A 26338-nucleotide genomic window follows, 5' to 3' on the forward strand; every position below is an offset into this window, starting at 1 on the left:
AGCCCGTCGAGCCGAGCGAACCTCGTCGAGCTCAGTGAACCTCGTCGAGCTCAGCGAACCGCCCCGAGCACGTCTGCGACGAACGCCCTCGTGCGTCGGGCCAGCCCCTCGATGCGCTCGAGCTCATGCGCACTCGGCTGCACCTCGGACGGCGCCGGAGGCCGGCCCAGGCGAACCGTCTCTTGACAGCCGAGGTCGGCGCAGATGTAGGTGGCGACGCTGTCGCCGCGCTCCCCGGCCGAGCCTGCTCGCCGAGCCGAGAACAACTCGACCTGGTCGCCGGGCTGCTGCGTGTGGCAGAGATTGCAGATCGCTGCACGGTGGTGCGAACCCGTGCGTTCCGCCGCCCGGAGCACGACGCCCGCCGCTTCGCCGCCGAGCTCCGTGACGAGGTAGCCGCGCGACGAGATGCGCGGGTCGCGCCAGGCGAACGCATCGAGCGGCGCCCACTCGGTGACGAAGAACCGCACGGGGAGCGAGAGCTGTTCGAGCTCGGCGGCATTCGCGTTCCCGAGCGACGAGCGGACTTCGTTCTCGATCAGCGGTTGCATGCATCCCCTTCAGTGCGTGCGTCCCAGTCTACGAATCGGGGGCGACGTGGCTACGAATCGGGGGCGACGTGCCAGGCGATCTCGACGGATCGCGGCCCCCAGGTCACGACGACGACGTCGTCTCGTCGCACCTCGCGAGGCCTGGCCCCGTCGCGGATGTCATCGCCCGAGATGCGCCGTTCGAGGCCGTGTTCCGCAAAGCTCTCGAGCGACGTGCACGTCGTGACCCAGTCGAAGAAGAACTCGCGGCGCGAGAGCAGACAGACCCGGTCGTCGCGACGCGCGACCCAGAACTCGTGTCCGACGGCGACGCCGACGGTGCGGAGCCCGCCGCGATCGCGCTCGTTGAGCTCCGTACCCGCGACGACCTCGCCGGCGAGTCCCTGCTCATCGACCGTCTGCGGCCGGTCGAACACTCCGAGCCCCCCGGCGGGTGAGAGCGACTCCCGAACGGGAGCGAGCAGTGCCCAGCCGCCGGCGACGACCAGGAGCACTGCGGCCGCGACCGCGAGCACCCGGAGCCGCACCCGCGTCGCCGCACGACCGTCGGGCCGAGTCGGCGTCGGGATGACGGTGACGCCCGGCGTCTCGGCGTCATCCGGTACGCCCTGCGAACCCGGGGCACCGGGTGGACCCGACGCAACGGGCGACCCCGACGCAACGGAGGAGCCGTGGTGCCCACGACTCGCCAGCTCGCGCTCCACCTCGGCGAGTTCGTTCACGAGGTCGGCGGGCGGCTCAGCCGAGGTGCCGTAGACGATCCGCTGCAGTTCGTCCCGGCGACGTTCCAGCTCGTCCTCGCCCGCCATCTCCCGCCTCGCGGTGCGGCGGCGGAGCGCACTTCCGCCGTCGCGATCAGTTCACCGGTGGCTGCCCGCCCACCCGTGTCGCGGGCGCCGCTTCGGCCGCGGCATCCGCTCGATCGGGCGCCGCGGCCCGCCCTCGGATCAGGAAGCCGAACGCGAGCGCCACGAAGAACATCAGTACGCCGTACACCGCGGCGGGCAGGCTCATCTCGACGCTGCCGATGACCGTCTGCGCGATCACGATCGCGAGGGTGGCGTTGTGAATGCCGATCTCGAACGAACTCGCGATCGATTGGGCTCGGTCGACCCGCAGCATCCGCGGCACCAGGAAGCCGACCGTCAGGCTGACCAGGCAGAAGAGCACGGTGATGGCCGCGAGACTGCCGAAGTTCTCGAGCAACAGCTCGAGGTTCGAGACGATCGCGCCCGCGATGACGATCACGAGGATCACGACCGAGGCGATGCGCACCGGCTTGTCCATGCGGTCGGCGAAAGTCGGGCGCCACCAGCGCACGAGCATGCCGAGCACCACCGGCAGCAGCACGATCGCGAACACCTCCACGGTCTTGGCCAGTTGCAGGCCGAGGGTGTCGTCGCCCGGCAGGAAGTATGCGATCGCGAGATTCGTGATGAGCGGCAGCGTGAAGACGGCGAGCACCGAGTTGATCGCGGTGAGCGAGATGTTCAGGGCGACGTCGCCACGGAACAGATGGCTGTAGAGGTTCGCGGTCGTCCCTCCGGGGGAGGCGGCGAGCAGCATCATGCCGACCGCGAGCACCGGCGGCAGGCGGAACGCCAGCACGAGTGCGAGGCAGATGCCCGGCAGCAGCAACAGCTGGCAGAGCAGCGCGACGATCACCGCCTTCGGATGCTTCGCGACACGCGCGAAGTCGCCCGGCGTGAGTGAGAGGCCGAGCCCGAACATGATGATGCCGAGGGCGACGGGTAATCCGATGGTGGTCAACGCTGATCCCATGCGCTCAGTGTGCCGCAAAGCGGGCTCGGGCGGAACACCGAATCGCGCTCGTCTCAGGGGCATTGTTCCGCGATTGAGTGCACCGTCACTGTCACTGTCACCGTCACCGTCACCGTCACCGTCACCGAGCGATGGTCAGCAGCACCCATTCGAGTTCGGCGGCATCCGGGCTCCACGTCACCTGCACCACGTCGGACTCGTCGGAACCGTCGGGCCGGTGCGGGCCGAGCTCGGCGACCGAGTACTGCACGGCGATGCCGTGCTCCTCGAACCGGCTCGTCGAGGCGCACTCGCCGCGCTCGACCGTGCCGGTGCCGATCGGCACCACCGAGAGGCACACGCGGTCCTCGCCGTTTCGGTACGCCCAGAATCCGCGGCCGAAGAGCACGCCGAGGTTGCGCACCGTGTCGGCCTGGCTGCCGAGCACGACGGTGAGGCTCTCATCGCTCGAACGTTGCGGCCGGTCGAACACGGCGAGCCCGTGCGGCGCCTGCGAAACGCCGATCGCGGCACTCGCGCCGAGTCCAGCGGCCACGGCGAGCACAGCGGCGAACGCGGCGACGGTCGCGAGGCGACCGGCCGGGCGCGCAGGGGCCACCGGCTCATGCACCGGCCCCGCCCCGGTGTCCGAGACTCCGGCGCCCGAGACCCCGGCGCCCGAGACTCCCGCATTCGAGACTCCGGATTCAGACAACGCACCGGTGATCGACTCCGCGTCGCCGCGCGTGGCACGTCGCGCCGCCAACTCGCGTTCCACCGAGGCCAGCTCTGCCGCGGCATCCGTTCGGTACCCATCGGGCGTGCCGTAGACGACCCGACGCAATGCGACCGCGCGAGCCTCGAGTTCCTGCTCGTGGTCGGTCATCGGCGCCCTCCGGTCCGACGCTACCGAAGGCTCGGCGACGCGCGGAAGCCCCCGCTCGGGTCGCAAAACGAGGTCGACGTCGAACGCGGTGCGAGCCCTACGAATCGCCCGACCGGGCGGCGCTGCCGGACGACGACCACTCCTCGTACGTCATCGGCACCGATCCTCCATCTCGCGTGATCGGCACCCAGACCCAGGCGTCGTCGGTCGACGCCGTCGAGCGCGGCACGATCGACCACTCGACGGTTGCGGATCGGTCGGTCCAGATCAGTGCGACGGCGCTCGCCGGATCGAGCCCTGCGGGCCGCGCCTCAGCGCCGAGCTCGTCGTAGCTGATCAACTGACGGATCCCCGAGCGCGCGAACTCCGTCTCGCTCACGCAGTTCGCGCCCCAACTGCTCCGGTGCTGCGTCTGCGCGATCATGCAGACCTCGTTGCCGTCGCGGAAGACCCACACGTCGTGGTCGACGGCACGTCCGATGCTGCGGAAGCTCGACACGGCGTCCGCTCCGAGCACCGCCACGAAGGCCCGCGGGCCCGCATCGACCTCGTCGCGGGCCTGGTCGAACACCTCGAGCCCCCGCGGCGGGGAGATGGGGTCCATCGCCGGGCGGAACGCGATGACGAGAGCCACGGCGACACCGACGGCGGCCGCGACGGCGAGCGCAGGCCGCCGCCAACCGTGGAGCCGCTGCGACGCCTTCGAGTCGATCGCGACCGCGGTCGCAACCGGCGGCGTCGCCGTCACCGCTCGGGTGCCCGCCGCTGCCTCGGTCGCGGCCTCGGTCGCGGCCTCGGTCGCGGCCTCGGTCGCGGCCTCGGTCGCGGCCTCCTCTTGCGCCTGCATCGCTCGAAGCTGCGCGAGCGTCTCTTCGACGGCGACCAGCTCGGTCACGGCGTCCGACTCGTGCCCACCGGGCGCGCCGTAGACGACTCGCCGCAACTCGTCGCGGCGGGCGGAAAGGCGTGCACGATCGCGGTCCATCGACAGCTCCCGCTTCAACCGTACGCCGCCGAACCGAGAGCCGCACGCGGCGATGCCGAACGCCTGCGGCGCATGGTCGCAGGGCACGCCCCGCCCGAAGAGTCAGTCGGCGAAGTTCGGCCGCGGCCGGTCGTCGACCCGAGGACACCAGCCTGCAGGCGACGAGTCGTAGACGTGCGCGGGCCCGTCGGCGATAAGCCGTGCGAGCGCGTCGAGAAGACGTTCGATGTCGTCGGCTGAGGTGCCGGCGCCGAGGCTCGCGCGCAGGCCGTTGGTGCGCGTCGCCACGCGCTCGAAGAAGGGGTGGGCGCAGAAGCGACCGGCGCGCACCGAGATGCCGTATTCGGCGCCCAATGCAGCGGCCAGGAGGCCGACCGAACCGCGTTCGAGTTCGAGGGTCGCGATGCCGAGCCGGTCGACGGGCGAGGCGGCGGAGTCATCGAAACCGCGGATGACTCGGATGCCGCGCTGCGCGGCGAGCCCGTCGTGCAGGCGAGCAGTGAGCGCGGCCTCGTGCTCGTGGCGGGCCGGCTCGCCGATTCGCTCGAACTCGGTGAGCGCGCGGGCCAGTGCCGCGACGCCGACGACGTTCGGGGTGCCGGCTTCGTGGCGTTCGGCGCCGCGCTTCCACTCGACCCCGTCGAGTCGCACGGCCTCGACCGCTCCCCCGCCGGCGAGATGAGGGGCGGCTTCGTCGAGCCAGTCGCCGCGGCCGATGAGGGCACCCGCACCGAACGGTGCGTAGGCCTTGTGCCCTGAGAAGGCGAGATAGTCGATGCCGGATGCCGCGAGGTCGACCCTGCGGTGCGGCAGCAGTTGCGCGGCGTCGACGGCGAGGCGGGCGCCGTGGGCGTGGGCGATCTCGGCGAGCCGCGCGATGGGCAGCACTTCGCCCGTCACGTTCGACGCGCCCGTCACCGAGAGCAGTGCCGCCGGACATCGTGCGAGTTCGGCCTCGAGCCTGTCGACCGTCGCGTCGATCGTCGACTGCCCGACGACGACCCGGCGCGATCGCCACGGCAGGAGGTTCGCGTGGTGCTCGAGGTCGAGCACCACGGTGTCGCCCGGCACCGCCGAGGCGAGCAGGTTGAGTGCATCGGTCGTGTTGCGGGTGAAGACGACGAGGTCGTCGTCGCGGGCACCGACGTGCCGGGCGACCGTGACGCGGGCGTCATCGACGAGCGAGGTCGACAACTGCGACGGGTAGCCCGAACCGCGGTGCACGCTCGCGTAGTACGGCAGCACCCGCGTCACGTGCTTCGCCACGACCTCGAACGCGGGGGCGGATGCCGCGACATCGAGGTTCACGTGACGCACCCGCCCGCCGCCGAGCACGGGAACCTCGAGTCCGGCGTCGGCGAGCACCGCGAGCGGGCCGAGTGGCGCGGGCGGAGGGACCTCCGTCGCCGCCGTCGCCTGGGCGCGCGAAACGCGGGCGGCGGCGGTCACGTTGGCGATCACGGGGCTCCTCAAGGCGTGGTTTCGTCGAGGCTACGGACGCCCCGCGCCGTGCCTCAACCCTCGCCGACGCGAACCGTCACGGCGCGACACATTCGGAAACATGCCGCACCTCGCGAGTCGGGGAGCGACGAGTCCGAACAAGCGGGCGTGCGAGACGGCTACTCGCCGGGCGGGTTCTCGGGCTCGCCGAGCGAGAGCATGAGCCGATTCGCCCAGTTGAAGAACGCCGCGGAGTGGATGACGTCGGAGACCGCCTGCTCGTCGAACCCGGCAGCGCGCAGCGCGTCGAGGTGACGGCGCTCGAGCCGCGAGGGTGTGGCGGCGAGGGCGACGGCCGCATCGATGACCGCGCGCCACGCGGCATCCTGCTCGCCCGCGATGCCCTCGTCGAGCAGGCGCTGCACGTCGTCGTGACGCTTGGAGTGGTGCGTCGCGAACCGCGCGTGCACCGAGGCGCAGAAGATGCATCCGTTGAACCGGCTCGTCGCGGCGGCGGCGAGTTCGCGCTCGGCACGAGGCAAACCGTCTTTCGCGTTGTAGAAGATGTCCTTGTCGGTGAGCGTGCGCGCTTTCAGAATGTCGGGGTCGCGCGCGAGCAGCCGGAAGTAATCGCTCTTCGCGCGCGAACGGTCGACGAGTCCGTCGTACTGGCGCTCGGTGAGCGTCTCCTCGTCAGCAGGCTCGAGCCACGGCAGCCAGCCGAGCTCGGCCTGCGTGAAGGCCAGGGGCACGGATGCCTCGGGGTGGGTGATGATGCGCACGGGCTCGCCGGTCGCGGCATCCGTCGAACCTGCCGGTGCACCCTCGGTGCGGTCGATCGTCTGTTCGGTCATGCTGCGTCCTCCGTGGTGAGCAGGCGGAGCCCGGCCGCGACGCGCAGTTGGAACGCGAGGAACGAGACGAGCTGGGAGAGGGTGACGATGCCATCGGTCGACCAGCCCGCGTCGCCGAGTGCGGCGAGGGCGGCGACCGACGACTCACGCGGCCGGAAGATGAGGAGGTGCGTGTGCTCGAGAGCGCCGGCGAGCCGCTCGCCAAGTGCTGCTCGCGCGTGGTCGTCGACGGCGAAGCGGCGCCCGGCCACGCTCTCGCCCGCGAGCGGGCCCTCGGCTGGATAGTCGCCGTACGGACCTGTCGTGCGGGCCGCCTCGGCGAGGTCGGTGATCGCGGCGGCGAGCACTTGGCCGCCGGCCTGTCGCGTGAGCGCGTCGTAGTGGCCGGTCGCCACCTCGTCGTCGTGCAGGATCGCGACGAACTGCGCGACGGCCGCGCGTTCGGCGAGGCTCGCGTGCGTCTCGTCGATCGTCGAGAACAGTGCGTCGTAGCTCGCCTGCGCATTGTCGCGGGTGGCGGGCCGGTGCCGGCGGAGCGCGTCGACGGCGCCTCCGGGTGCCACCCCCGCGAGCCGGTCGATGATGTCGGTCATGTGGTCTTCCCTTCGATGGTTCGTTCTTCGCTGATCGAGTAGGCCCGCCAGGGCCGTATCGAGATCCCTCGCCGCTGGTCCGTTCTTCGCTGATCGAGTAGGCCCGCCAGGGCCGTATCGAGATCCCTCGCGAGGTCTCGATACGCTTCCTCCTCCGTCGGGCGCTACTCGACCGGCGGGCGGGCCCTACTCGACGAGTTGGGGTGTACGTGCCTCCCGGGCGCTCCCCCACCCGAGCGCGGGGGCGACCTCGCGGGCGATGAGTTCGATCGACCGCAGCACGAGCTCGTGCGGCGGATCGACGGAGTGCACCTGAAATGCCACCTCGCTCGCCTGCGCGGCCACGGTGTCGGCGGCGAGCGACTCGACGACCTCGTCGACGGTGCCCACGTGCGTGTCGTACGAGGCGATGAGCTCGTCGAGCGTGTCGCCGAACGGTGGCTGCCCGGTGCGCGTGAAGCCGGCGGCCGCCCGGCGCAGCCCGACCTCGGCGTGGCGACGCGCCTCCTCGCGCGAGTCTGCGACGAAGAGCGTGCGCGACGCGAGGATCCGCGGGGGCACGCCGTGCGGGAGCGACTCGAGGTACGCGTCGACGATCGGCTGCTGCAGTTCCGAGATCGAGGCCCGCGAAGCATCCGCTTGCCTGGGTTGCGTACGCGAGAGCATGAGCCCGTGGCCGGCGCGGCCGGCGCGAGTGCCGCCCGAGGCCGAGAACGTCGCCTGCCAGACGTGGCCGAGCAGGTCCCGGCCCAGCGGCTGCAGGCGGTTGCGTTCGTCGCCGAGTGCGCCGCCGGCGAGCGCGGCGACGAGCGTGTCGACCTTCTCCGAGAAGACCCGTGCGCGATCCTCCGAGCGCGCTCCGAACGCGAGGAACGATGCCGGGTTCGCGCCCGAGCCGAGGCCGAGCTCGGCGCGACCGCTCGAGAGCAGGTCGAGCACGACCGCGTCTTCGGCGACCCGCACTGGGTCCTCGAGCGGCAGCGTCACGACGGCCGTGCCGAGCCGGATGCGCGAGGTCGACGCGGCCACGTTCGCGAGGAACACGAACGGCGACGGCAGCCCGCCCTCGGCGGCGTGGAAGTGGTGCTGCGCGACCCACGCCGAGTCGAACCCGTGGCGCTCCGCAGCGACGATCTGCTCGGTCGCGATGCGGTAGCGCTCGGCGGGCCCGGCGTCGTCGAGCAACCTGGTGAAGAATCCGATGCGGGTCATGCGAGGGCCTTTCCGATGGGGACTGCTGACGTTGCTGGTGCTGGAGGCGCCGATACTGCTGGAGGCGGTACAGCTGCTGTTGCTCGCCGGGGAACCGCGTCGAGCAACTCCCGCGTGTACTCGTGCTGCGGGGCACGGAAGACCTGCTCGGTCGGCCCGTTCTCGACGATCCGGCCGCGGCGCATGACCGAGACCGAGTGGCTGAGCCGGGCGACGACCGAGAGGTCGTGCGAGATGAACAGGTAGCTGAGCCCGAGTTCGCCCTGGAGCTGCTCGAGCAGTTCGAGAATGCGCGCCTGCACGGTGACGTCGAGCGCCGACACGGCCTCGTCGAGGATGACGAGTTCGGGTTCGAGCGCGAGCGCCCGTGCGATCGCCACCCGCTGGCGCTGCCCGCCCGAGAGTTCGCCCGGCCGGTGCGAGGCGAGCTGCGCCGGCAACGACACGCGATCGATGAGTTGCCGAGCGGATGCCGCGCGCGACCGTCGATCGCCGACGCCGAAGTTGCGCAACGGCTCGGCGATGATCTCCTCGACCGACTGACGCGGGTCGAGCGAAGCGAAGGGGTTCTGATAGACGAGCTGCACTCGCCGACGGAATGCGCGCTTGGCGCCCCCGGCGAGCGCCGTGACCGGTTCGCCGCCGAGCGACACCTCGCCGGCTTCGGGCGTCACGAACCGGGCGATGATGCGCGCCGTCGTCGTCTTGCCCGAGCCCGACTCCCCCACGATCGCGTGGGTGGTGCCGCGCAGCACGCTGAACGAAACGTCGTCGACGGCGCGGAACGGCTCACGGCCCCGGCCCCGGCCGAGCGAGAACTCCTTCACGAGCCCGGACGCCTCGAGCACGAACGGATTCTCAGCGGCGGCGACGCCCGCGTCGCGCAGGTACAGCGGCGGGCGGGGGTGGCGGAACGCGTGCTCGGCGAGCCCCGGGGCATCCGCCAGCAATTGCCTCGTGTACGTCTCGGCGGGCGCGTCGAGCACCGACTCGGTCTCGCCCTGCTCGACGATGCGCCCGTGCTGCATGACGACGACCCGCTCGGCACGTTCGGCCGCGACGCCCAGGTCGTGCGTGACGAGCAGCACCGCGGTGCCGTGTTCACGGCGCAGTTCGTCGATGAGGTCGAGGATGCGCCGCTGCACGGTCACGTCGAGCGCGCTCGTGGGCTCGTCGGCGATCACGAGTTCGGGCTCGAGGGCGACCGCATTGGCGATGAGCACGCGCTGCCGCATGCCGCCCGAGAGTTCGTGCGGATACTGCTTCGCCCGAAGTGCCGGGTCGTCGAGGCCGACGCGCTCGAGCAGCTCGAGCACCCGCCCCCGTACGTCGCGCCGGTCGCCGCGACCGTGGATGCGGAAGGTGTCGGCCAGTTGCACGCCGATGGGTCGCACGGGATTCAGCGACGACACCGGGTCCTGCGGGATGTAGCCGATGCGGGAGCCGCGCACGCTCTGCAGGCGTCGGTCGCTCCAGCCCGAGATGTCGGTGCCCGAGAGGCGGACCGCACCCGATTCGATGCGTCCGCCGCCGGGCAGCAGCCCGAGCACCGCGCTCGAGGTCGTCGTCTTGCCCGAACCCGATTCGCCGACGAGCGCGACGACTTCGCCGGGCCGCACGTCGAACGAGACGTCGTGCACGACGCGGCGCGGCCCGCCGGAGGTGCGGTACGCGACGTCGAGGTGCTCGATCACGAGCAGCGGTTCGGTCATCGGTTCCTCCCGAGGGAATGGCTGATGCGATTGGCCGAGAGCACGACGGCGACGACCACGAGCCCCGGCAGCACCGTGAGCCACCACGAGGTCGCGACGTAATTGCGGCCCTCGGCGATGGCGAGACCCCACTCGGGCGTCGGCGGCGGAGCGCCGTAGCCGAGGAAGCCGAGCGTGGAGATCGCGAGGATCGCCGTGCCGAACTGCAGCGCGGCGAGCCCGATGACGGCCGTCAGCGAGTTGGGCAGCACGTGCCGGAACAGCACTGTGTGCAACCGCGCCCCCGAGCCGAACGCCGCCTCGACGAAGTCGCTCTGCCGCACCCGCACCACTTCTGACCTCGAGAGGCGCGCGAATGCCGCGATCGAGCCGACGCCGACGGCGATCGCCGCATTCACGGTACCGAAGCCGAGCAGGATGATGATCGAGAGCGCGAGCAGCAAGCCCGGGATCGAGAGCAGCACGTCGACGATGCGCATGACGACCGCATCGACCGCGCCGCCGAGCGAACCCGCGAGCACGCCCAGCAGGGTGCCGACGACGAGACCGACCGTCACCGCGACGAAGGCGCCCGACAACGAGTGCACCGCCCCGTAGACGACCCGGGTGAAGAGGTCGCGCCCGATCGCGTCGGTGCCGAAGAGATGCGCCGCGCTCGGCCCCTGCAGCTTCTCGGCCGGCACGCCACTGATCGGATCCTGCCCGGTGAAGAGCCACGGCACGATCGCCCACGCGATCACGACGGCGATCACCAGCCAGGCGAGCACGAGCCCGGGTCGGATGCCGCGGAGCCGGTGCAGCACCGAACGTCGAGTCTCGACCGTCCCCTCCGCCGGTCGAGTAGCGCCCGACGAAGGAGGACGCGTATCGAGACCGCTCGCGGGGTCTCGATACGGCGCTGGCGCGCCTACTCGACCAACGGGATCCTGCGGCGCTGGCGCGCCCGCCCCATCCGCTGGTCGAGTAGCGCCCGACGAAGGAGGACGCGTATCGAGACCCGTCACGGGATACGGCGCTGGCGCGCCTACTCGACCGGCGAGGTCGTGATCGGTGCTCATGCCGCCACCGCCTTCCGCTTCAGTCTCGGGTCGAGCACGGGGTACACGAGGTCGACGGCGAGGTTCACGACGACGAACACGACGGCGGCGAGGATCACGATGGCCTGCAGCACCGCGACGTCCTGATTCGCGACCGCCTGCTCGGTCAATCGGCCGACGCCCGCCCGGCCGAAGACCGTCTCGGTGACGACGGCGCCGCCGATGAGCTCGCCGATCAGCACGCCCGCGATCGTGATCGCCGGCAGCAGGGCGTTGCGCGCGACATCCCGCCACAGCACGCGCGCCGGGCCGGCTCCCTTCGCCCGCACGACCGCGACGAACGGCGACAGTTGCACCTCGTCGATCGAGCGGGCGAGCACTTGGGCGAGCGGCGCCGAGATCGGGATCGCGAGCGTGAGTACCGGCAGGATGAGCGCCTGCGCCGGATCGGCCCCGATCACCGGCACGAGCTTCAACTGGAACGAGAACACCTGGATCAGCACGATGCCGAGCCAGAACACCGGCACCGACACGAACAATCCGGGTAGCGAACGCAGTGCCTGCCGCAGCCACGCGAACGGCGCAAGCGTCGAGAGGAACGCGACCGCGACCGCGATGAGCACCGCGACGAGGAAGCCGAGGCCCGCGAGCGCGAACGTCTCGGGCACCGCGGCTGCGAGCAGCTCGTGCACGGGAGTGCCGTACTGCACCGAGTACCCGAAGTCGCCCGCGACGAACCCAGACACCGTGTGCAGGTACTGCTGCCACGCCGGCACGTCGGCGCCGTAGCTCGACCGGATGTCGGCGATCTGCGCGGGCGATAACCCGAGTTCGGGGCTCTCGAACTTGATCAGGATCGCATCGCCGGGCAGCGCCTGCAGCAGCACGAACGTCACCGTGAAGGCGAGTGCGAGCACCACGAGCGCCTGCCCGACGCGACGTGCGAGGTACGGCATGGGTGCTCCTTCCGAGGTTTCGCTGGTCGAGTAGCGCGAAGCGCGTATCGAGACGGCGAGCGGGTCTCGATACGGCCCTGGAAGGCCGACTCGAGCAGCGGGTGCGCTACTGCTTCTCGACCCAGGTGTCGTAGAACTGCGGGCGGGCGACGGCTTCGGTCGTGAACCCGTGCACGTACGGCGCGGCGCCATAGACCTGCGGCTCCTCGAAGAGCGGGATGACGTACGCCTGCTCGGTGAGGTAGTCCTGCACGGCGGCCGACGCTGCATCACGTGCCGTCACGTCGGGCTCGGATGCCACGGCCGAAAGCAATTCGTCGAGCTTCGCGTCGTTCGAGAGCAGGGTGTTGCGGTTCTTCGTGAAGTACTGGCTCTTGATCACGTCGTGATCGGCGCGTCCGACCATCGAGTGGTAGAGCGGGGTCTTCAGCGGGTCGGGGATGTCGGCTGCGTAGCTGCCGGCATCCGCTGCCTTGACGTTCAGTTCGACGCCGATCTTCGCGAGCTGCTGGCTGACGAGTTCGAGGGTCTGCTTCGAGAGGGGCTGCGGGGCCGCCTCGTAGACGGTGAGCGAGAGCCGCTCGCCGTCTTTCGCACGGACGCCGTCGGCGCCGACCTTCCAACCGGCCTCGTCGAGCAGTTCCTCTGAGAGGTCGGGGTCGAACGCGAGTGCCTTCGATTCGTCCGTGTACCCCGCGGCGGTCGAAGCGAGCTGCGAGGTCGCGACCGGGTAGTTCTCGGTGAAGATCGTGTCCACGACCTCTTGCGCGTCGACGCCGTGCACGAGTGCCTGTCGCACCCGCAGGTCGCTGAGCAGCGGGTTCGTGAACCGCAGGCCGATCGAGTTGTTGACACCCCGGGTGGGCGCGGCGATGATCTCGAAGCCCGCGCCCGAGACCTGCGCCTCGTCGAAGGCCTGCACGTAGCGGATCACGTCGGCCTGTCCGGCGAGCAGCGAGCCGATGCGCACGCTGTCTTCGGGCGTCACGACGAGGTCGATCGCGTCGAGGTGGGCGCGACCCTGGTGTTCGAACGAGGGCGGGGCCCAGCCGTAATCCTCACGCGCCTCGAGGTGCAGCGAGGTGCCGATCTCCTCCTCGGTGATGACGAACGGGCCCGAGCCGATGATCTCGGTCGACGAACCCGCGCCGAAGTCTTCGAGTTCGCGGTCGAGCGTCTCGGTCGAGAGCAGCCCCGAGTTGATCGTCGAGGTCGCCTGCAGGAACCCGGGCGCCGGCGCTGAGAAGTGGAACGTCACGGTGTCGTCGTCGACGACCTCGCTCGAGGCGTAGTTGTTGATCGCCTCCGAGATGGTCAGGCCGAGCTCGGTGTTGCCGAGGCCGTAGGTGTCGAAGTTCTTCGCGACGGCTGCGGCATCGAGCACGGTGCCGTCGGAGAAGGTCACGTCATCGCGCAGATCGAAGGTGTACTCCGTGGCATCCGCATTCACCGTCCACTCGGTCGCGACCCACGGCTCGATCTCGAGCGACTCCGGGTCCTGCCAGGTGAGGCGGGCCGTGAGATTGTTCACGATGCCGCCGTTCGGGTAGAACCCGGCCTGCGGCGGGTAGAGCGTCGTGTGCGCCTGGTGCTCGAGGTAGGTGAGCGTGCCGCCCTCGACGGGGTCACCGCCCGCGGCGGTATCCGTCGCGCCGGATTGGGCGGCGCATGAGGCGAGCAGGGTCACTGCGGCGAGCGCGGCGGTGCCGGCGACGGCGAGGCGACGGGTGCGTGGGGTGGACATCTGGTGGTCTTCCTTCGGTCGGTACGGATCGTGTGCTCCGTTGGTGAGGGCGTGCGCTCGAAACTACGGATGCCGCGGGGCGGTCTCAACCGGGCCACGACCCGCGCGGTCACGGGGTGAAACGAGGTGAAACGCCGCGTCACCGGGCGACACGTGCACGTTGCCCGGGCGGCCGAGTCCGAGGTGATCGCGCAGCGTCTCGCCCTCGTACTCGGTGGGGAACACGCCACGTCGCTGCAGTTCGGGCACCACTTGGAGCGCGAAGGCCTCGAACTGCTGCGGCTGCACCGCGGAGAGCACGTTGAAGCCGTCGACGGCTCCGGCGTCGCCCCACGCCTCGAACTCGGCGGCGATGTCTTCAGCGGTGCCGACGATCATCGATGCGTTCACGGACGCCGCGACCACGAGGTGGCGCAGCGTCGGCGGGCGCTCTCCGCTGGGGCTGCGCCCGGTGCGTTCAGCGACGATCTCGACGAGCTCCTGCCCGGGGGCGCTGAACTCGGCGACGAGCGCGGGCGTGACCGCCCGATCGGGTGAGAGACCGGCGAGGTCGACCCCGACGAGCGTCGAGAGCTGCGCGAGCGATCGGTTCGCGGGGAACGCCGCCGGCGGACCGCTCGGCCAGTCCTCGGCGATCTGCACGAGCTCGCTGAGCTCATCGGCGATCGACTGGGCGTGTTCGCGGGTCTCCCCCACGATCGGCAGCACCGGCGCGATGACCTTCAGCGTGCGGTCGTCACGACCTGATTCGAAGGCGAGCGAACGCAACTCCTCGCGGATCGTGACCGCGTGCTCGAGCCCGCTGACCGCGACGAGCGCGAGGTCGGCGCTCTGCGCGGCGAACAGCCGTGACCGCGGCGAGGTGCCGGCGTGCACGATCGGCAGGTGCCCCTGCACGGGCCGCGCGACGTTCAGCGGACCCGTCACGCTGAGGTGTTCGCCGTGGAAGTCGGTGGCGTGCAGCTTCTGCGGGTCGAGGTACACGCCGCGCGCGGCATCCGCGACGATCGCATCGTCTTCGAAGGAATCCCAGAGCCGGCGCAGCACGATCTCGAACTCGACGGCCCGGTCGTAGCGTGACTCGTTCGCCGCGTGGAAGTCGAGACCGTGATTGCCGGCGGCGCGCGGCTCGGCCCCGGTCACGAGGTTGAGGCCGACGCGCCCGCCCGAGAGCAGGTCGACCGAGGCCGTCGCCCGCGCGAGCGTGTACGGGTCGGAGTAGCTCGTGTTCGCCGTGGCGATGAGCCCGATGCGGGAGGTGATGCCCGAGAGGTAGGTGATCGCCGAGATCGGGTCGATGCGGGCCACGAGGTACGGGTCGCGGAACTCGAGGTCGTGGCCGGTGGCGAGCCAATCGCCGAAGAAGAGGTAGTCGAGTCGGGCGGCCTCGGCGACCTCGGCCGCGCGCCGCAGCACGGCGGCGTCGGTGCGGGGATCCCGATGGGCGCCGGGGTACCGCCAGCCCGAGGGGTACGCGCCGATGGCCCTGACCATTGCGCCGATGATGAGTCGTGTCATGTTTCGACCTCCTGGGCTCGACGCTAGAGAGGCCGAGCGGATGCCGCGAGGGCCGCTGTCACACGAGGGAACCGGCCGTCACACGCGTCAATCGGGGGTCACACGGCGTCATCGGCATCGTCAGTCCTGACAGCGCCACGCACCTGCCGCGACGCGGCGATGACGCGAAGCAGTGTCGCGAGGGCTGCCCTCAACTCCTCGACCCCGACGACCGCCCCGACCGCGTCGGCCCACGTGTGCTGAGCTGCGCCGAGGCGCGCGACGGCCGCGCGCCCATCGGCGGTGGGCTGCAGCAGCTTGGCCCGGCGGTGCCGCGGATTCTCTGTGTACTCGGCCCAGCCGCGTTCGACGAGGAGGTCGGCGGTGCGCTGCACGCTCTGCCTGGCGAGGCCGAGACCGACCCTGCGGGCGATCTCGGCCACCGGGATCCCCTCGTCGAGCGTCGCACCGAGCACCTGCCATTGCGCGGGGGTGAGGCCGGCCGGGCCGGCGATGTCGCGGGCGGCGTCGAGGAACTCGCCGTTCAGTTCGAACACCGGCAGCACGAGCTCAGTGAGCGCGTCACCCGCGGGGCTGCGGCCTGCCATCATTCGGCACCGACGAGCGCGTCGTAGTACCGGCGCTCGCCGGTCGTGTAGAGGCCGTACCAAGCGTCGATCACCGACTGCGGCATGGCGTCGAGTGCTTCGAAGATCGCCTTGGCGAATTCGATCGGCGCGGTTGCACCCGCGGTGATCACGCCGCCGGCGACGACGGCACGGGCATCGGCGTAGTGCGCGGCCCCGGTGTACCCGCCGGCCAGACCGAGGAAGTCGGGAGCGTTGCTCGTGTGCCGCCGCTCGTTCAACAGCCCCGCGCGGGCGAGACCGAGCGTGCCACCGCAGATCGCGGCGACCGGCGTGCCCGACTCGACAAGGCGCACGGCGAGCTCGAGCACCTGCTCGTGCCCCTCGGCCCAGGTGTCGGCGCCGGGGATGACGAGCATCGCGATGCGGTCGGGATCGAGTTCGGCGAGCGCGACATCCGGTCTCACATGGAGCCCGCCCATGGTGTCGACTTCGTCGCCCGTCTCACCCGCAGTGACGAGCCGGATCGCGCCTCCGGTCATGCCCAGACCGGCGGTGAGGTAGCCGTACTCCCAGTCGGCCATGGTGTCGGTGGCGTAGAGCACCACGAGCCGTTCGTTCGCGTCAATGTTTGTCAGCATGCTGTCATTTTCCTCCAGTTGACAGAGTGCTGTCAAGGGCGGGGATGAGGGCGGGAACAGGAAGAGTGGCGCACACCGCCGCGCTGCGTACAATCAGAGCACCGCGCAATCGCGCACTCCCCACGACCCCTGGAGGCCACTGCTCCGTGACGAGACCCGACCGCGATCGAACCCCTGACCGGCAGCTGCACGACGGACACGCGTTCGCGAGGAGGGAAGCGACGCCCGCCCCGCCGATGCGGCTCTCCGACGCGTCCGAACTCGTGCTCGTGGCATCCGCGAATCGTGTCGCCCGGTTCGATCGCGACGACCTCGTCATGCGCAAGGGACAGTACGCGTTGCGCAACGGCCACATGACCCCTCAGGAGTCGATGGTCGAAGATCTGCTCGCGGTCGGCGATGCGCTGGATGCCGCGAAGATCCCGTTCCTGCTCGTGCGCGGCAACGACGACCGGCCTGTCATCGCCGTCGACCGCGGCGAGCGCAAGGCGGTCGCCCGGGCCTTCGCCGAGTCGTTCGCCGACGAGCCGTTCTACGCGGCGACCCTCGCGCCGGCGCGCGCCGCCGACACTCACCCCGTGCTGCTCGCCGACGGACGCCTCTCGGCCGGGCGCAAGCCCACCGTGCTGCGGGTGTACCGCCCGCGCATCGAGCCGATCGGGCGGCTCCGCTACGGCAGCGAGACGGCGGTGCAGATCGAGTTCTGGCGATTCGGCGACGACACCATCGAGGCGCCCGTCGAGAACGCCCTGATGCGCCGCACCCTGCAGCGCTCCGAGACGACCGACGACGTCGTGCACCTGCACGGCCGCGACTGGCCGACGCTCGAGCACATGTTCGAGTCGCTCGCGAGTGACATCGACTTCGAGATCGACATGGTCTTCTCGTGGGTCGACGGGTCGAGCGACGAGTTCATCCGCGAGCGTGCGAAGCGCATGCAGAGTTACGTCGTCGGCGAGGGCGATGATTCCGAGGCGCGCTACCGGCAGATCGACGAGCTGAAGTACGCGCTGCGATCGGTGCACCTCTTCGCCCCGTGGGTACGGCGCATCTTCATCGCGACCGACTCCCCCGCCCCCGCCTGGCTCGCGAAGCACCCGAAGGTCACGATCGTGCGCAGCGAAGAGATGTTCGCCGACACCTCCGTGCTGCCGACGCACAACTCGCACGCCGTCGAGAGCCAGCTGCACCACATCGACGGACTCGCCGAGCACTTCCTCTACTCGAACGACGACATGTTCTTCGGCCGGCCCATCAGCCCGTCGCTGTTCTTCTCGCCCGGCGGCATCACCAAGTTCGTCGAAGCGGCCACCCGCATCGGGCTGGGCTCGACCCACCCCGGCCGCAGCGGGTTCGAGAACGCGGCACGCGTGAATCGGGCGCTCCTGCGCGACCGCTTCGGCAAGGTCACCACCCGGCACCTCGAACACAGTGCCGCGCCGCTCCGCAAGAGCGTCATGGCCGAGCTCGAGGCCGCATTCCCCGAGGAGTTCCGGCGCACGGCCGCGAGTCGCTTCCGCTCGGCGACCGACATCTCGGTGACGAACTCGCTGTACCACTACTACTCGCTCGTCACCGGGCATGCCGTCGTGCAGACCGATGCCCGGGTGAAGTACGTCGAGACGACGCTGCGCCAGGCGCTGCCCGCGATGAAGCAGCTCCTGAAGCGCCGCGACCACGACATGTTCTGCCTGAACGACGGCAGCTTCCCCGAGATCTCCGTCGAGGAGCGCACGGGCGCCGTGATCGAGTTCCTCGATCGCTACTTCCCGTTCCCGGCGCCGTGGGAGAAGGCGGCGGCGGATGCCTCGGGGCAGGTCGATGCCGCGACATCCATCGCCCCCGACCTCACCGCCTGACGGCCCCCGTTGATCGAGTAGCGAGCGCCAGCGACGTATCGAGATCCCGCACCACCCCGTTGATCGAGTAGCGAGCGCCAGCGAGCGTATCGAGATCCCGCACCACCCCCGTTGATCGAGTAGCGAGCGCCAGCGAGCGTATCGAGATCCCGCACCGGGTCTCGATACGCTCCTTCGTCGCTACTCGACCGACGATCCCGGCTACTGCAGGGCCGAGGTGAGGCGTGCGACCCCGTCGAGGAACGTCGCCGACGCCGGCTCGCGATCCCATTCCTCGAGGGTGAGCTGCCGGCCGGCGTCGCGATAGCCCTGTTCGACGTCGCGCATCTGGTCGACGAACGAGGCGCCGCGCACGAGCAGCATCATCTCGGAGTTCAGGCTGAAGGATCGGATGTCCATGTTGCTCGACCCGATGACGGCGATGTCGTCGTCGATCGACAGGTGCTTCGAATGCAGGATGTACGGGCCGGGATACAGCCAGATCTTCACGCCCGCCCGCAGCAGCGCTCGGTAGTACGAGCGCTGCGCGTGCCAGACGGAACCTTGGTCGCCGACCTCCGAGACGAAGAGCTGCACATCGAGCCCGCGGTAGCACGCCGAGGTGATCGCGTACAGCATCGCCTCGTCGGGCACGAAGTACGGACTCGTGATGATGGCTCGTTGCTGCGCCGAATTGATGAGCGCGAGGAACAGTCGGAGGTTGTTCTCCGCGTCGTAGCCGGGTCCGCTCGGCACCACCTGGCAGACGAGGGCATCGGTCGAGGGGTCGGACGGCACCGCGGCAGCCGGCACGTTCTCCTCGTCGCCGAGCAGCTCGTCGGTCTCGAGGTACCAGTCGGAGAGGAAGACGACGTTGATTCCCGTCACGACCGGCCCGGTCACGCGGGCCACGAGTTCCTGCCACTGCAGGCCGCGCTTCAGGTTCTTCTTGGAGTTGTAGCTGCGGTCGATGAGGTTCTGCGAACCCATGAAGCCGACGAGCCCGTCGACGACGACGAGCTTGCGGTGGTTGCGCAGGTCGGGCCGCTGGTACTCGCCCTTCAGCGGGCGAACGGGCAGCATGAAGCTCCACTTCGCACCGATGCGGTCGAGTTCGGCGTAGGTCTCATCGTGGCCCGCGGCCTTGTTCGAGGCGATGTAGTCGAGCAGCACGCGAACCGTCACTCCGCGCTGCACCGCCCGCTCCATCGCCGCGAAGAACCCCTTGGTCGTCTCATCGAACGAGACGATGAAGAACTCGACGTGCACGAACCGGGTGGCGGTGTCGATGTCGGCAGCCATCGCGTCGATCGATCCGCGATAGTCGCCGATGAGCTGGGCGGTATTGCCGCCGAGCGCCGGCAGGGCGCCGAGCACCCGGTTCTGCTCCGTGATCGAGGCGAACCAGTCGGGCCACGTCGCCCGGTCGGGTGCGAGGTCGAGACCCTCGGCCTTCGCGGCGATCATCGCGTTGATCTCGCGCTGCTTCTCCTGTCGCTTCTTCGGGAGTTTCGAGCTGCCGATGAGTAGGAAGAAGAGGATGCCGACGAAGGGGATCAGGAAGATCGCCAGCAGCCAGGCCATCGCCGCGGTGGGCTTGCGTCCCCGAGGCACGATGATCAGTGCGGCGATGCGGATGGCGAGATCCGCGAGGATCAGCACCACCCCGATGATCGCGGCGAGTTCGGTGCTCATACGCCACCTCCCGTGGTCGGCTCGCCTCACGCGACGTGAAGGGCCGCTGCGGTCGGGAGAAGTGGTCCGAGTATGACACTCCGGCACGATCGCGCGGAAGGTCGCGCGGGATTCCGGCGGGTGCGACTCAGCCGGCGAGCACCGGGATCGGCATGGTGAATGGCGGCTCCTTCGGCACCGGCGCGGCCGCGGCATCCGCAATGCCGATGCCCGACGCGTCGAGGCGCCTCGCACTCTCGCCGGCGTCGATCCAGTCGAGTGCGGGGAACGAGCCGAGCGGCACGACCGAGTGCAGCACCGTGTCCGGGTACACATGCACGAGGTTGAACGCCCTCGCGCCATCGCGGCCGCGGGTGCCGCCGACCGGCACGTTGAGGTCTTGCGTGTAGCAACTGGCCGAAGCGACCGACACCGGCACGCCCGCGAACGTCGCGGTCGACGAGTAGTGCAGATGACCGGCGATGATCGAGCGGATGTCGCTGCCCTCGACGACCTCGGCGAGGCCGGCCTGGTCGCGCAACTCGACCGCGACGGCGAGGTCGAGCACGCTCGGCACGGGCGGGTGGTGCATCGCGAGGATCGTGCCGTGCGGTGCGGGGATCGAGAGCTCTTCGGCGAGCCAGTCGAGTTGCGCCGGTGCGATCTCGCCGTGGTGGTGGCCCGGAACCGTGGAGTCGAGGGTGATGACGCGGAGCCCGTTCACGTCGTCGACCCGGTCGACGGGTCGCACCCCACTCGCGCTGCCCGAGCCCGACTCGCCGAGCAACCCACGCCGGAACGCGCCCCGCTCGTCGTGATTGCCCATGACCCAGATCACCTGGGCGCCGAGCCGTTCGGTGACGGGGTCGACGATGCGGCGGATGCGGTCGTACGCGTCGGGCTCGCCCTTGTCTGCGAGGTCACCGGTGAAGACGATCGCCTCGGGCCGGGCGCCGGATGCCTCGAACTCGTCGAAGAGCGAACGCAGGTGCTGCTCGCTCGCGACCCGGTCGTAGAGCATGCCGCCCCCAGCGAGCACGTGCGTGTCGCTGATGTGGAGGAGGAAGTGGTGCGGTCGAGGATACTCGGCCGTACGGGTGTTCACGATTCGTCCCATCGATCGGTGGTGGACGCGCAGCACCGGGCGTCAGGCTTGAACGCTAGCCGAACACGCTCGCCTGAACGGCTCATGAACGCGGCATGTGACGAAGCCGAACGGGCAGCGTTCACGAACGAACGCGGCATGTGACGAAGCCGAACGCTGCGCATTCGACGAAGCGAACGGGCTGAGCGCCGGTGCGCCACGCATGTGGGCGGCGGATTTGCCGACAGGATGGCGAAGACCGATGTCGAGGGGGAACGAGTGTCGTCGAAGAACACACGCAACACACTGCCGTCGTGGGGCAACGAGATCTGGCTGACCGATCGGCAACGGCGCATCATCGCCATCGTCGCGAGCATCGCCGTGATCGGCTTCCTGATCACCTTCGTGCTGACCCTCACGCCGTGGCCGTCGGCGATGGTGATCCGGGCCGTGTTCGAGAAGGGTGGCACCGACACCGCGGCGGAGATGGACAAATACGTTCCCGACACGAAGCTCACCGAGCAGCTCGAGGTGCCGGTCGACGGCGATGCGGGCGACGCCGGCATGACGTTCGACGTCTTCTCACCCGACGATGGCGACGAGCCGCTGCCCACGATCGTCTGGGTGCACGGGGGCGCGTGGATCGCCGGCAGCTCGACGAACGTCGACCCCTACCTGCGCATCCTCGCCGCCGAGGGGTACACGACGGTGGGACTGAACTACACGCTGGGGCCCGAAGGGACCTATCCCACCGCCGTGTACCAGCTGAATGACGCACTGGCGACCCTCGACGCTCGCGCCGACGAGTTCCGCATCGACCCCGACCGAATCGTGCTCGCGGGCGATTCGGCCGGTGCGCAGCTGGCGAGCCAGCTTGCCACACTGTCGACCAACCCCGACTACGCGCAGCTGATGAGCGTCGACCCAGCGCTCGACGCCGACCAGATCGTGGGCGTCGTGCTCAATTGCGGCGTCTACGATCTCGACGCGATGTCGGAGCTCACCGGCATCGGGGCATGGGGCCTCAAGGTCGCCCTCTGGGGCTACACGGGAGCCAAAGACTGGTCGCAGCGTTCGTCGGGCACGACGATGTCGACGATCGATTTCGTCACGGCCGACTTCCCGACCACCTACATCTCGGGAGGCAACGGCGACGCGCTCACCTGGATCCAGTCCCTGCCGATGGACGCCCGTCTCGATGAGCTGGGTGTCGACGTCACCTCGCTGTTCTGGCCGGCCGACCACGAACCCGCACTCCCGCACGAGTACCAGTTCCACCTGGACTCCGAGGACGCACAGGCGGCGCTCGTCGAGACGCTCGAGTTTCTCGCCGGCGTGACCGGCTGAGCGTTCAGGAGCCCGCGAACCGAGCGGACTAGGCTCGACGGATGTCTGTCGGGCGCACTTCACCTGAGCCCCGGGCGGCTCGGCTCCACATGCCGGAAGGCCGGCACTTCGCCGTCACCTGGTCGATCCCCGACACCTTCGGGGGCATGACCGACGCGATGCTGCGCCGATCGGCCGCATTCCACCGCATCGGCGGCGTGCCCGTCGACGTACTGACCTTCGACGCACGGCCCGATACGGCGAACCTCGAGCGCGAGCTGCGCACTCGCGGTGCACTTGACGACGGGGTGCGCATCTCGAACCTGTACGACTGGCTGCGGGGGCATCCACTGCCGGGCGGTTCGCTGCAGCTGGACCGCGACCTGTTCACTCCGCTCGAGGCGAGCGAGGCGTCGGAGACGCGGCGACACGGGGACGCCGTCATGAGTCGTGAGCGACTCGACGCCGACGGGTACGCACTCCAGGTGGATCACTACCGCGAAGACGGCACCCTGCTGCTGATCGACCGGCGCGACACGCGGGTTCGCGGGGTGCTCGGCGGGCGATCGGTCGTGCTGTGCGACCCTGATGGTCGACCCGTGCGGTCGTGGCGGCACATCTGGCCCCTGTACCGGGCGTGGCTCGACGCCCTGACCGACCATCACGCGAGCTTCATGATCGTCGACAGCAAGACGATCGCGCCATTCATGCTCGACTACCATCGCCCGCACGTCACCACCGCCCATGTGGTGCACGCATCGCACCGGGCCGCGGCCGGTGCGGAGCATCCGATTCGTCGCTCGCGGCGCGAGGTCTTCGAGCGCATCGGCGACTTCGACCTCGTGGTGCTCCTCTCCGAGCGTCAGCGCCACGACGTCGAGCGGATCGTCGGCCCGAGCGAGTACTTGGCGGTGATTCCGAACGCCCGGCCGATGCCGGCTCGAGTGGTGCTGGGGCCTCGCGACCCCGCGCGCGGCATCGTGCTCGCCGCCTTGACCCGGCGCAAGCGCGTGTCGCACGCGATCGATGCGGTACAGAAGGTGAACGCGACGGCGGGTGCATCCGCCGAGTCGGTGCACCTCGACGTCTACGGCGATGGCGAGAGTCGCCGCGCACTCGAACGGCGCATCACGGATGCCTCCGCGGTGCAGCTCCACGGATTCGATCCCGATGCGCGGCGGCACCTCGCCAGTGCGTCGTTCCTGCTGCTGACTTCGCACTCCGAGGGATTCCCGCTCGTGCTCGTCGAGGCGATGGCCGCCGGCTGCCTGCCGATCGCCTACGACATCCCCTACGGACCGGCCGATCTCATCCGCGACGGTCGCAACGGCTTCCTCGTGCCGGCCGGCGACATCGACGGACTCGCGCGCGCGATCCGCCGCCTGCAGGGGATGTCTCCGCGGCGCGTCGTGCGGATGCGGGCCCGTGCGGTGCGCACGGCACGACGCTTCGACGACGAACGCGTCACCCGCAGTTGGGCGCGCGAACTTCGACGGGCAGCACTCCGGCGCGAGGTACGCGGCTCCGCTCGGTTCCGGCGCACCCGGGCAGCGGCGGCGAAGCTGCCGCTGCCACGAGCGGTGCGCTCGATCGGCCGGCGCGCCATCGTGGGCGTCGACCGGGTTCGCCGAGCCTCCGGCGTCGCCGAGTAGACCTCGGCCGTCGGGACAGCATCAGCACGAACAGATCGAGAATGCTCTCGTCACGGGCGGGAGCGCGCGCTGACGGGCTGCCCGGCTGTCAACGCGAGCTGCACGGCGAACGCCAGCACCGCACCACCGGCGTACGCGAGCAGGTCGATCGCATCGAAGGAGCTGCCGAGCAGGAGTCGCGCCGGCGGAAAGACGTCGACCACGCGCTGCGGCAGGCCGGTGAGCTGCAGCAGCTCAACGGCCGCCGCAAAGGCGAACGCCGTCGCCGAAGTCCACACCGCGCCCAGCTGCGGCGAAGCCGCACGGAGGAGGAACGCGATCACTCCCACGTAGAGCATGCTGCCGAGCAGGTCGACGATCATCGTGCGCTCGATCAGTTGCAAGCTGATGCCGAGCACGAGACAGCCGGCCGCGGCCAGGCCGCTTCGCACACGGATGCTGCTCGAGCTCGTCGACCGCACCGGCATCCGCTCGCCGCTCAGCCCTTGTGTCGCGGCTTCCGGAACGGCTTGCCGCCGTCGCCGTCGCTGCGGCGCGCGGGCCCGCCTGCATCGGGCCGCAGCTCGATCAGCCGGCCCGAGATGCGGGTGCCGTCGAGTCGCTCGAGCGTCTCTTGCGAGAGGTCGGCCGGCAGTTCGACGAGTGAGAACTCGGGACGGATCTGGATGGCGCCGAAGTCGCCGCGGCTGAGGCCGCCCTCGTTCGCGAGCGCGCCGACGATCTGACGCGGCTCGACCTTGTGGCGCTTGCCGACGGCGATGCGGTAGGTCGCCATGGGGCCGCTGCTCGGCCGCTGGCGGCGCTCGGGACGGTCGCCGCGGTCGCCGCGGTCGAAGCGGTCGCCGTCTCGGTCACGACGATCGCCGCGCTCGGGACGGTCGCCACGCTCGGGCCGATCGGCGCGCTCACGGTCGGCGCGGCGAGGGCGCTCGGGTTCGGGCTCCAGCAGCAGGGGCGATTCGCCTTGCGCGACGACCGCGAGCGCGGCCGCGACGTCGACCTCGGGCACGTCGTGGTTGCGCACGTAGTGCGCGATGATGTCGCGGAACGTCTCGATGCGCGGAGCCTGGTCGAGCGCCGCGGTGATGCGGTCGTCGAACCGTGCGAGCCGCGTGACGTTGACGTCGTCGACGCTCGGCAGCTGCATCTGCGTGAGCGGCTGGCGGGTGGCCCGCTCGATCGATGAGACGAGGTTGCGCTCGCGCGGCGTCACGAAGCTGATGGCGTCGCCGCTGCGCCCCGCCCGGCCCGTGCGACCGATGCGGTGCACGTACGACTCGGTGTCGGTCGGGATGTCGAAGTTCACCACGTGACTGATGCGCTCGACGTCGAGGCCGCGCGCAGCGACATCCGTTGCGACCAGGATGTCGAGCTTGCCCGACTTCAACTGGTTGACGGTGCGTTCGCGTTGCACCTGCGGGACGTCGCCGTTGATCGCGGCGGCGGAGTATCCGCGTGCGCGGAGCTTCTCGGCGATCTCTTCGGTGACGCTCTTCGTGCGCACGAAGATGATCATGCCCTCGAAGTTCTCGACCTCGAGGATGCGCGTGAGGGCGTCCATCTTCTGCTGGTACGACACCACGAGGTAGCGCTGCGTGGTGTTGACCGACGTCGTGGTCTTGTTCTTGACCGTGATCTCTTCGGGGTCGTGCAGGTACTGCTTCGACATGCGCCGAATGGTGGCGGGCATCGTCGCCGAGAACAGCGCGACCTGCTTGTCGTCGGGGGTGTCGGCGAGGATCGTCTCGACGTCTTCGGCGAAGCCCATCTTGAGCATCTCGTCGGCTTCGTCGAGCACGAGGTACTTGAGCTCCGACAGGTCGAGCGTGCCCTTGTCGAGGTGGTCCATGATGCGCCCGGGGGTGCCGACGACGATGTGCACGCCGCGGCGCAGCGCAGAGAGCTGCACGCCGTAGCCCTGACCGCCGTAGACCGGGAGGATGTGCACGCCCTTGAGGTGTGCGGCGTAGCGCTCGAACGCCTCGCAGACCTGCAGCGCGAGCTCGCGCGTCGGTGCCAGCACGAGCGCCTGCGGGGTCTTCTGCGAGAGGTCGAGGCGCGCGAGAATCGGCAGCGCGAAGGCGGCCGTCTTTCCGGTGCCGGTCTGCGCGAGGCCCACGACATCGCGGCCCGCGAGCAGGGTGGGGATCGTCGCCGCCTGAATGGCGGAGGGGGTCTCGTAGCCGACGTCAGCGAGTGCCTTCAGCACCGCGCCATCGAGCCCGAGATCGGAAAAAGTCGTCGCTGCGGGCTCGGCGGAAGCCTCGGTCTCGACGGGAGTATCACCTGAAGTCACCCTTCAGGGTAG

Annotated in this window: 23 protein-coding genes; 3 read left to right on the forward strand and 20 right to left on the reverse strand. The window is 69.9% G+C overall.

Features of this window, described 5'->3' with window-relative positions:
• Window positions 1-50: 50 nt before the first annotated feature.
• The 16 genes from AC1C2R_RS05650 to AC1C2R_RS05725 all read right to left on the reverse strand — a co-directional run bounded on the left by AC1C2R_RS05650 (window position 51) and on the right by AC1C2R_RS05725 (window position 16456).
• Window positions 51-551 carry an FBP domain-containing protein gene (locus tag AC1C2R_RS05650; protein ID WP_495351536.1) on the reverse strand — a complete coding sequence of 167 codons (501 nt, stop codon included), beginning with the start codon at window positions 549-551 and terminating at the stop codon, window positions 51-53.
• A 50-nt stretch (window positions 552-601) separates the two neighbouring features.
• Window positions 602-1360: a hypothetical protein gene (locus AC1C2R_RS05655; protein WP_495379279.1), complete on the reverse strand. Its 759-nt coding sequence runs from the start codon at window positions 1358-1360 to the stop codon at window positions 602-604.
• Between the two features lie 46 nt (window positions 1361-1406).
• Window positions 1407-2333 carry a bile acid:sodium symporter family protein gene (locus AC1C2R_RS05660; RefSeq protein ID WP_495379280.1) on the reverse strand — a complete coding sequence of 309 codons (927 nt, stop codon included), beginning with the start codon at window positions 2331-2333 and terminating at the stop codon, window positions 1407-1409.
• A 121-nt stretch (window positions 2334-2454) separates the two neighbouring features.
• Complete coding sequence (locus AC1C2R_RS05665; protein ID WP_495379281.1) at window positions 2455-3198, reverse strand: hypothetical protein; 744 nt, start codon at window positions 3196-3198, stop codon at window positions 2455-2457.
• 97 nt (window positions 3199-3295) lie between these two features.
• Complete coding sequence (locus AC1C2R_RS05670) at window positions 3296-4183, reverse strand: hypothetical protein (protein ID WP_495379282.1); 888 nt, start codon at window positions 4181-4183, stop codon at window positions 3296-3298.
• 102 nt (window positions 4184-4285) lie between these two features.
• Window positions 4286-5644, reverse strand: a complete 1359-nt coding sequence (locus tag AC1C2R_RS05675; RefSeq protein ID WP_495379283.1) for an aminotransferase class V-fold PLP-dependent enzyme — start codon at window positions 5642-5644, stop codon at window positions 4286-4288.
• 158 nt (window positions 5645-5802) lie between these two features.
• Window positions 5803-6477: an alkylhydroperoxidase domain protein gene (locus tag AC1C2R_RS05680; protein ID WP_495379284.1), complete on the reverse strand. Its 675-nt coding sequence runs from the start codon at window positions 6475-6477 to the stop codon at window positions 5803-5805.
• A complete protein-coding gene (locus tag AC1C2R_RS05685; RefSeq protein ID WP_495379285.1) occupies window positions 6474-7070 on the reverse strand; it encodes a CMD domain protein in 597 nt (198 codons plus the stop codon). The genes AC1C2R_RS05680 and AC1C2R_RS05685 overlap by 4 nt, the downstream gene beginning before the upstream one ends.
• Window positions 7071-7256: 186 nt before the next feature.
• Window positions 7257-8282, reverse strand: coding sequence for a putative FMN-dependent luciferase-like monooxygenase (locus tag AC1C2R_RS05690; RefSeq protein WP_495379286.1), 1026 nt, complete (start codon window positions 8280-8282; stop codon window positions 7257-7259).
• Window positions 8279-9994 carry a dipeptide ABC transporter ATP-binding protein gene (locus AC1C2R_RS05695; protein WP_495379287.1) on the reverse strand — a complete coding sequence of 572 codons (1716 nt, stop codon included), beginning with the start codon at window positions 9992-9994 and terminating at the stop codon, window positions 8279-8281. Before AC1C2R_RS05695 ends, AC1C2R_RS05690 begins: the two co-directional genes overlap by 4 nt.
• Window positions 9991-10797, reverse strand: coding sequence for an ABC transporter permease (locus AC1C2R_RS05700; RefSeq protein WP_495379288.1), 807 nt, complete (start codon window positions 10795-10797; stop codon window positions 9991-9993). Before AC1C2R_RS05700 ends, AC1C2R_RS05695 begins: the two co-directional genes overlap by 4 nt.
• Window positions 10798-11048: 251 nt before the next feature.
• Window positions 11049-11987, reverse strand: a complete 939-nt coding sequence (locus tag AC1C2R_RS05705) for an ABC transporter permease (protein ID WP_495379289.1) — start codon at window positions 11985-11987, stop codon at window positions 11049-11051.
• Window positions 11988-12093: 106 nt separating this feature from the next.
• A complete protein-coding gene (locus AC1C2R_RS05710; protein WP_495379290.1) occupies window positions 12094-13731 on the reverse strand; it encodes a TIGR04028 family ABC transporter substrate-binding protein in 1638 nt (545 codons plus the stop codon).
• Window positions 13732-13794: 63 nt separating this feature from the next.
• Complete coding sequence (locus AC1C2R_RS05715) at window positions 13795-15249, reverse strand: NtaA/DmoA family FMN-dependent monooxygenase (RefSeq protein ID WP_495379291.1); 1455 nt, start codon at window positions 15247-15249, stop codon at window positions 13795-13797.
• A 98-nt stretch (window positions 15250-15347) separates the two neighbouring features.
• Window positions 15348-15836: a MarR family winged helix-turn-helix transcriptional regulator gene (locus AC1C2R_RS05720; protein ID WP_495379292.1), complete on the reverse strand. Its 489-nt coding sequence runs from the start codon at window positions 15834-15836 to the stop codon at window positions 15348-15350.
• Complete coding sequence (locus AC1C2R_RS05725) at window positions 15836-16456, reverse strand: DJ-1/PfpI family protein (RefSeq protein ID WP_495379293.1); 621 nt, start codon at window positions 16454-16456, stop codon at window positions 15836-15838. Before AC1C2R_RS05725 ends, AC1C2R_RS05720 begins: the two co-directional genes overlap by 1 nt.
• A 236-nt stretch (window positions 16457-16692) precedes the next feature.
• Between AC1C2R_RS05725 and AC1C2R_RS05730 the strand changes: the two genes are divergently transcribed.
• Window positions 16693-18315, forward strand: a complete 1623-nt coding sequence (locus tag AC1C2R_RS05730; RefSeq protein WP_495353201.1) for a stealth family protein — start codon at window positions 16693-16695, stop codon at window positions 18313-18315.
• Window positions 18316-18516: 201 nt separating this feature from the next.
• On the opposite strand, the gene cls is transcribed toward AC1C2R_RS05730, so the two are convergent.
• Both cls and AC1C2R_RS05740 read right to left on the reverse strand, forming a co-directional pair.
• Window positions 18517-19989 carry a cardiolipin synthase gene (cls, locus tag AC1C2R_RS05735; RefSeq protein ID WP_495379294.1) on the reverse strand — a complete coding sequence of 491 codons (1473 nt, stop codon included), beginning with the start codon at window positions 19987-19989 and terminating at the stop codon, window positions 18517-18519.
• A gap of 127 nt (window positions 19990-20116) precedes the next feature.
• The gene (locus tag AC1C2R_RS05740; protein WP_495379295.1) at window positions 20117-21085 is read right to left on the reverse strand and encodes a metallophosphoesterase; all 969 of its coding nucleotides are present in this window, start codon (window positions 21083-21085) and stop codon (window positions 20117-20119) included.
• A 216-nt stretch (window positions 21086-21301) separates the two neighbouring features.
• Between AC1C2R_RS05740 and AC1C2R_RS05745 the strand changes: the two genes are divergently transcribed.
• Both AC1C2R_RS05745 and AC1C2R_RS05750 read left to right on the forward strand, forming a co-directional pair.
• A complete protein-coding gene (locus tag AC1C2R_RS05745) occupies window positions 21302-22399 on the forward strand; it encodes an alpha/beta hydrolase (protein WP_495379296.1) in 1098 nt (365 codons plus the stop codon).
• 89 nt (window positions 22400-22488) lie between these two features.
• Window positions 22489-24030 (forward strand): glycosyltransferase, encoded by a 1542-nt coding sequence (locus tag AC1C2R_RS05750; protein ID WP_495379297.1) that lies wholly within the window; start codon window positions 22489-22491, stop codon window positions 24028-24030.
• Window positions 24031-24080: 50 nt separating this feature from the next.
• Here AC1C2R_RS05750 and AC1C2R_RS05755 read toward each other — a convergent pair whose 3' ends face one another.
• Together AC1C2R_RS05755 and AC1C2R_RS05760 are read right to left on the reverse strand one after the other, a co-directional pair.
• The gene (locus AC1C2R_RS05755) at window positions 24081-24461 is read right to left on the reverse strand and encodes a DUF2809 domain-containing protein (RefSeq protein ID WP_495351556.1); all 381 of its coding nucleotides are present in this window, start codon (window positions 24459-24461) and stop codon (window positions 24081-24083) included.
• A 47-nt stretch (window positions 24462-24508) separates the two neighbouring features.
• Window positions 24509-26326, reverse strand: coding sequence for a DEAD/DEAH box helicase (locus AC1C2R_RS05760; protein ID WP_495379298.1), 1818 nt, complete (start codon window positions 26324-26326; stop codon window positions 24509-24511).
• Window positions 26327-26338: the final 12 nt, after the last annotated feature.

The organism is Agromyces sp. Y182 (assembly GCF_059445385.1).

Excerpts from the sequence above, each read along its gene's own strand:
- AC1C2R_RS05650 (WP_495351536.1), bottom strand. The coding sequence starts at position 551 with ATGCAACCGCTGATCGAGAACGAAGTCCGCTCGTCGCTCGGGAACGCG.
- AC1C2R_RS05655 (WP_495379279.1), bottom strand. The coding sequence starts at position 1,360 with ATGGCGGGCGAGGACGAGCTGGAACGTCGCCGGGACGAACTGCAGCGG.
- AC1C2R_RS05660 (WP_495379280.1), bottom strand. The coding sequence starts at position 2,333 with ATGGGATCAGCGTTGACCACCATCGGATTACCCGTCGCCCTCGGCATC.
- AC1C2R_RS05665 (WP_495379281.1), bottom strand. The coding sequence starts at position 3,198 with ATGACCGACCACGAGCAGGAACTCGAGGCTCGCGCGGTCGCATTGCGT.
- AC1C2R_RS05670 (WP_495379282.1), bottom strand. The coding sequence starts at position 4,183 with ATGGACCGCGATCGTGCACGCCTTTCCGCCCGCCGCGACGAGTTGCGG.
- AC1C2R_RS05680 (WP_495379284.1), bottom strand. The coding sequence starts at position 6,477 with ATGACCGAACAGACGATCGACCGCACCGAGGGTGCACCGGCAGGTTCG.
- AC1C2R_RS05685 (WP_495379285.1), bottom strand. The coding sequence starts at position 7,070 with ATGACCGACATCATCGACCGGCTCGCGGGGGTGGCACCCGGAGGCGCC.
- AC1C2R_RS05690 (WP_495379286.1), bottom strand. The coding sequence starts at position 8,282 with ATGACCCGCATCGGATTCTTCACCAGGTTGCTCGACGACGCCGGGCCC.
- AC1C2R_RS05695 (WP_495379287.1), bottom strand. The coding sequence starts at position 9,994 with ATGACCGAACCGCTGCTCGTGATCGAGCACCTCGACGTCGCGTACCGC.
- AC1C2R_RS05705 (WP_495379289.1), bottom strand. The coding sequence starts at position 11,987 with ATGCCGTACCTCGCACGTCGCGTCGGGCAGGCGCTCGTGGTGCTCGCA.
- AC1C2R_RS05710 (WP_495379290.1), bottom strand. The coding sequence starts at position 13,731 with ATGTCCACCCCACGCACCCGTCGCCTCGCCGTCGCCGGCACCGCCGCG.
- AC1C2R_RS05715 (WP_495379291.1), bottom strand. The coding sequence starts at position 15,249 with ATGACACGACTCATCATCGGCGCAATGGTCAGGGCCATCGGCGCGTAC.
- AC1C2R_RS05720 (WP_495379292.1), bottom strand. The coding sequence starts at position 15,836 with ATGGCAGGCCGCAGCCCCGCGGGTGACGCGCTCACTGAGCTCGTGCTG.
- AC1C2R_RS05725 (WP_495379293.1), bottom strand. The coding sequence starts at position 16,456 with ATGCTGACAAACATTGACGCGAACGAACGGCTCGTGGTGCTCTACGCC.
- AC1C2R_RS05730 (WP_495353201.1), top strand. The coding sequence starts at position 16,693 with ATGCGGCTCTCCGACGCGTCCGAACTCGTGCTCGTGGCATCCGCGAAT.
- cls (WP_495379294.1), bottom strand. The coding sequence starts at position 19,989 with ATGAGCACCGAACTCGCCGCGATCATCGGGGTGGTGCTGATCCTCGCG.
- AC1C2R_RS05740 (WP_495379295.1), bottom strand. The coding sequence starts at position 21,085 with ATGGGACGAATCGTGAACACCCGTACGGCCGAGTATCCTCGACCGCAC.
- AC1C2R_RS05745 (WP_495379296.1), top strand. The coding sequence starts at position 21,302 with ATGGCGAAGACCGATGTCGAGGGGGAACGAGTGTCGTCGAAGAACACA.
- AC1C2R_RS05750 (WP_495379297.1), top strand. The coding sequence starts at position 22,489 with ATGCCGGAAGGCCGGCACTTCGCCGTCACCTGGTCGATCCCCGACACC.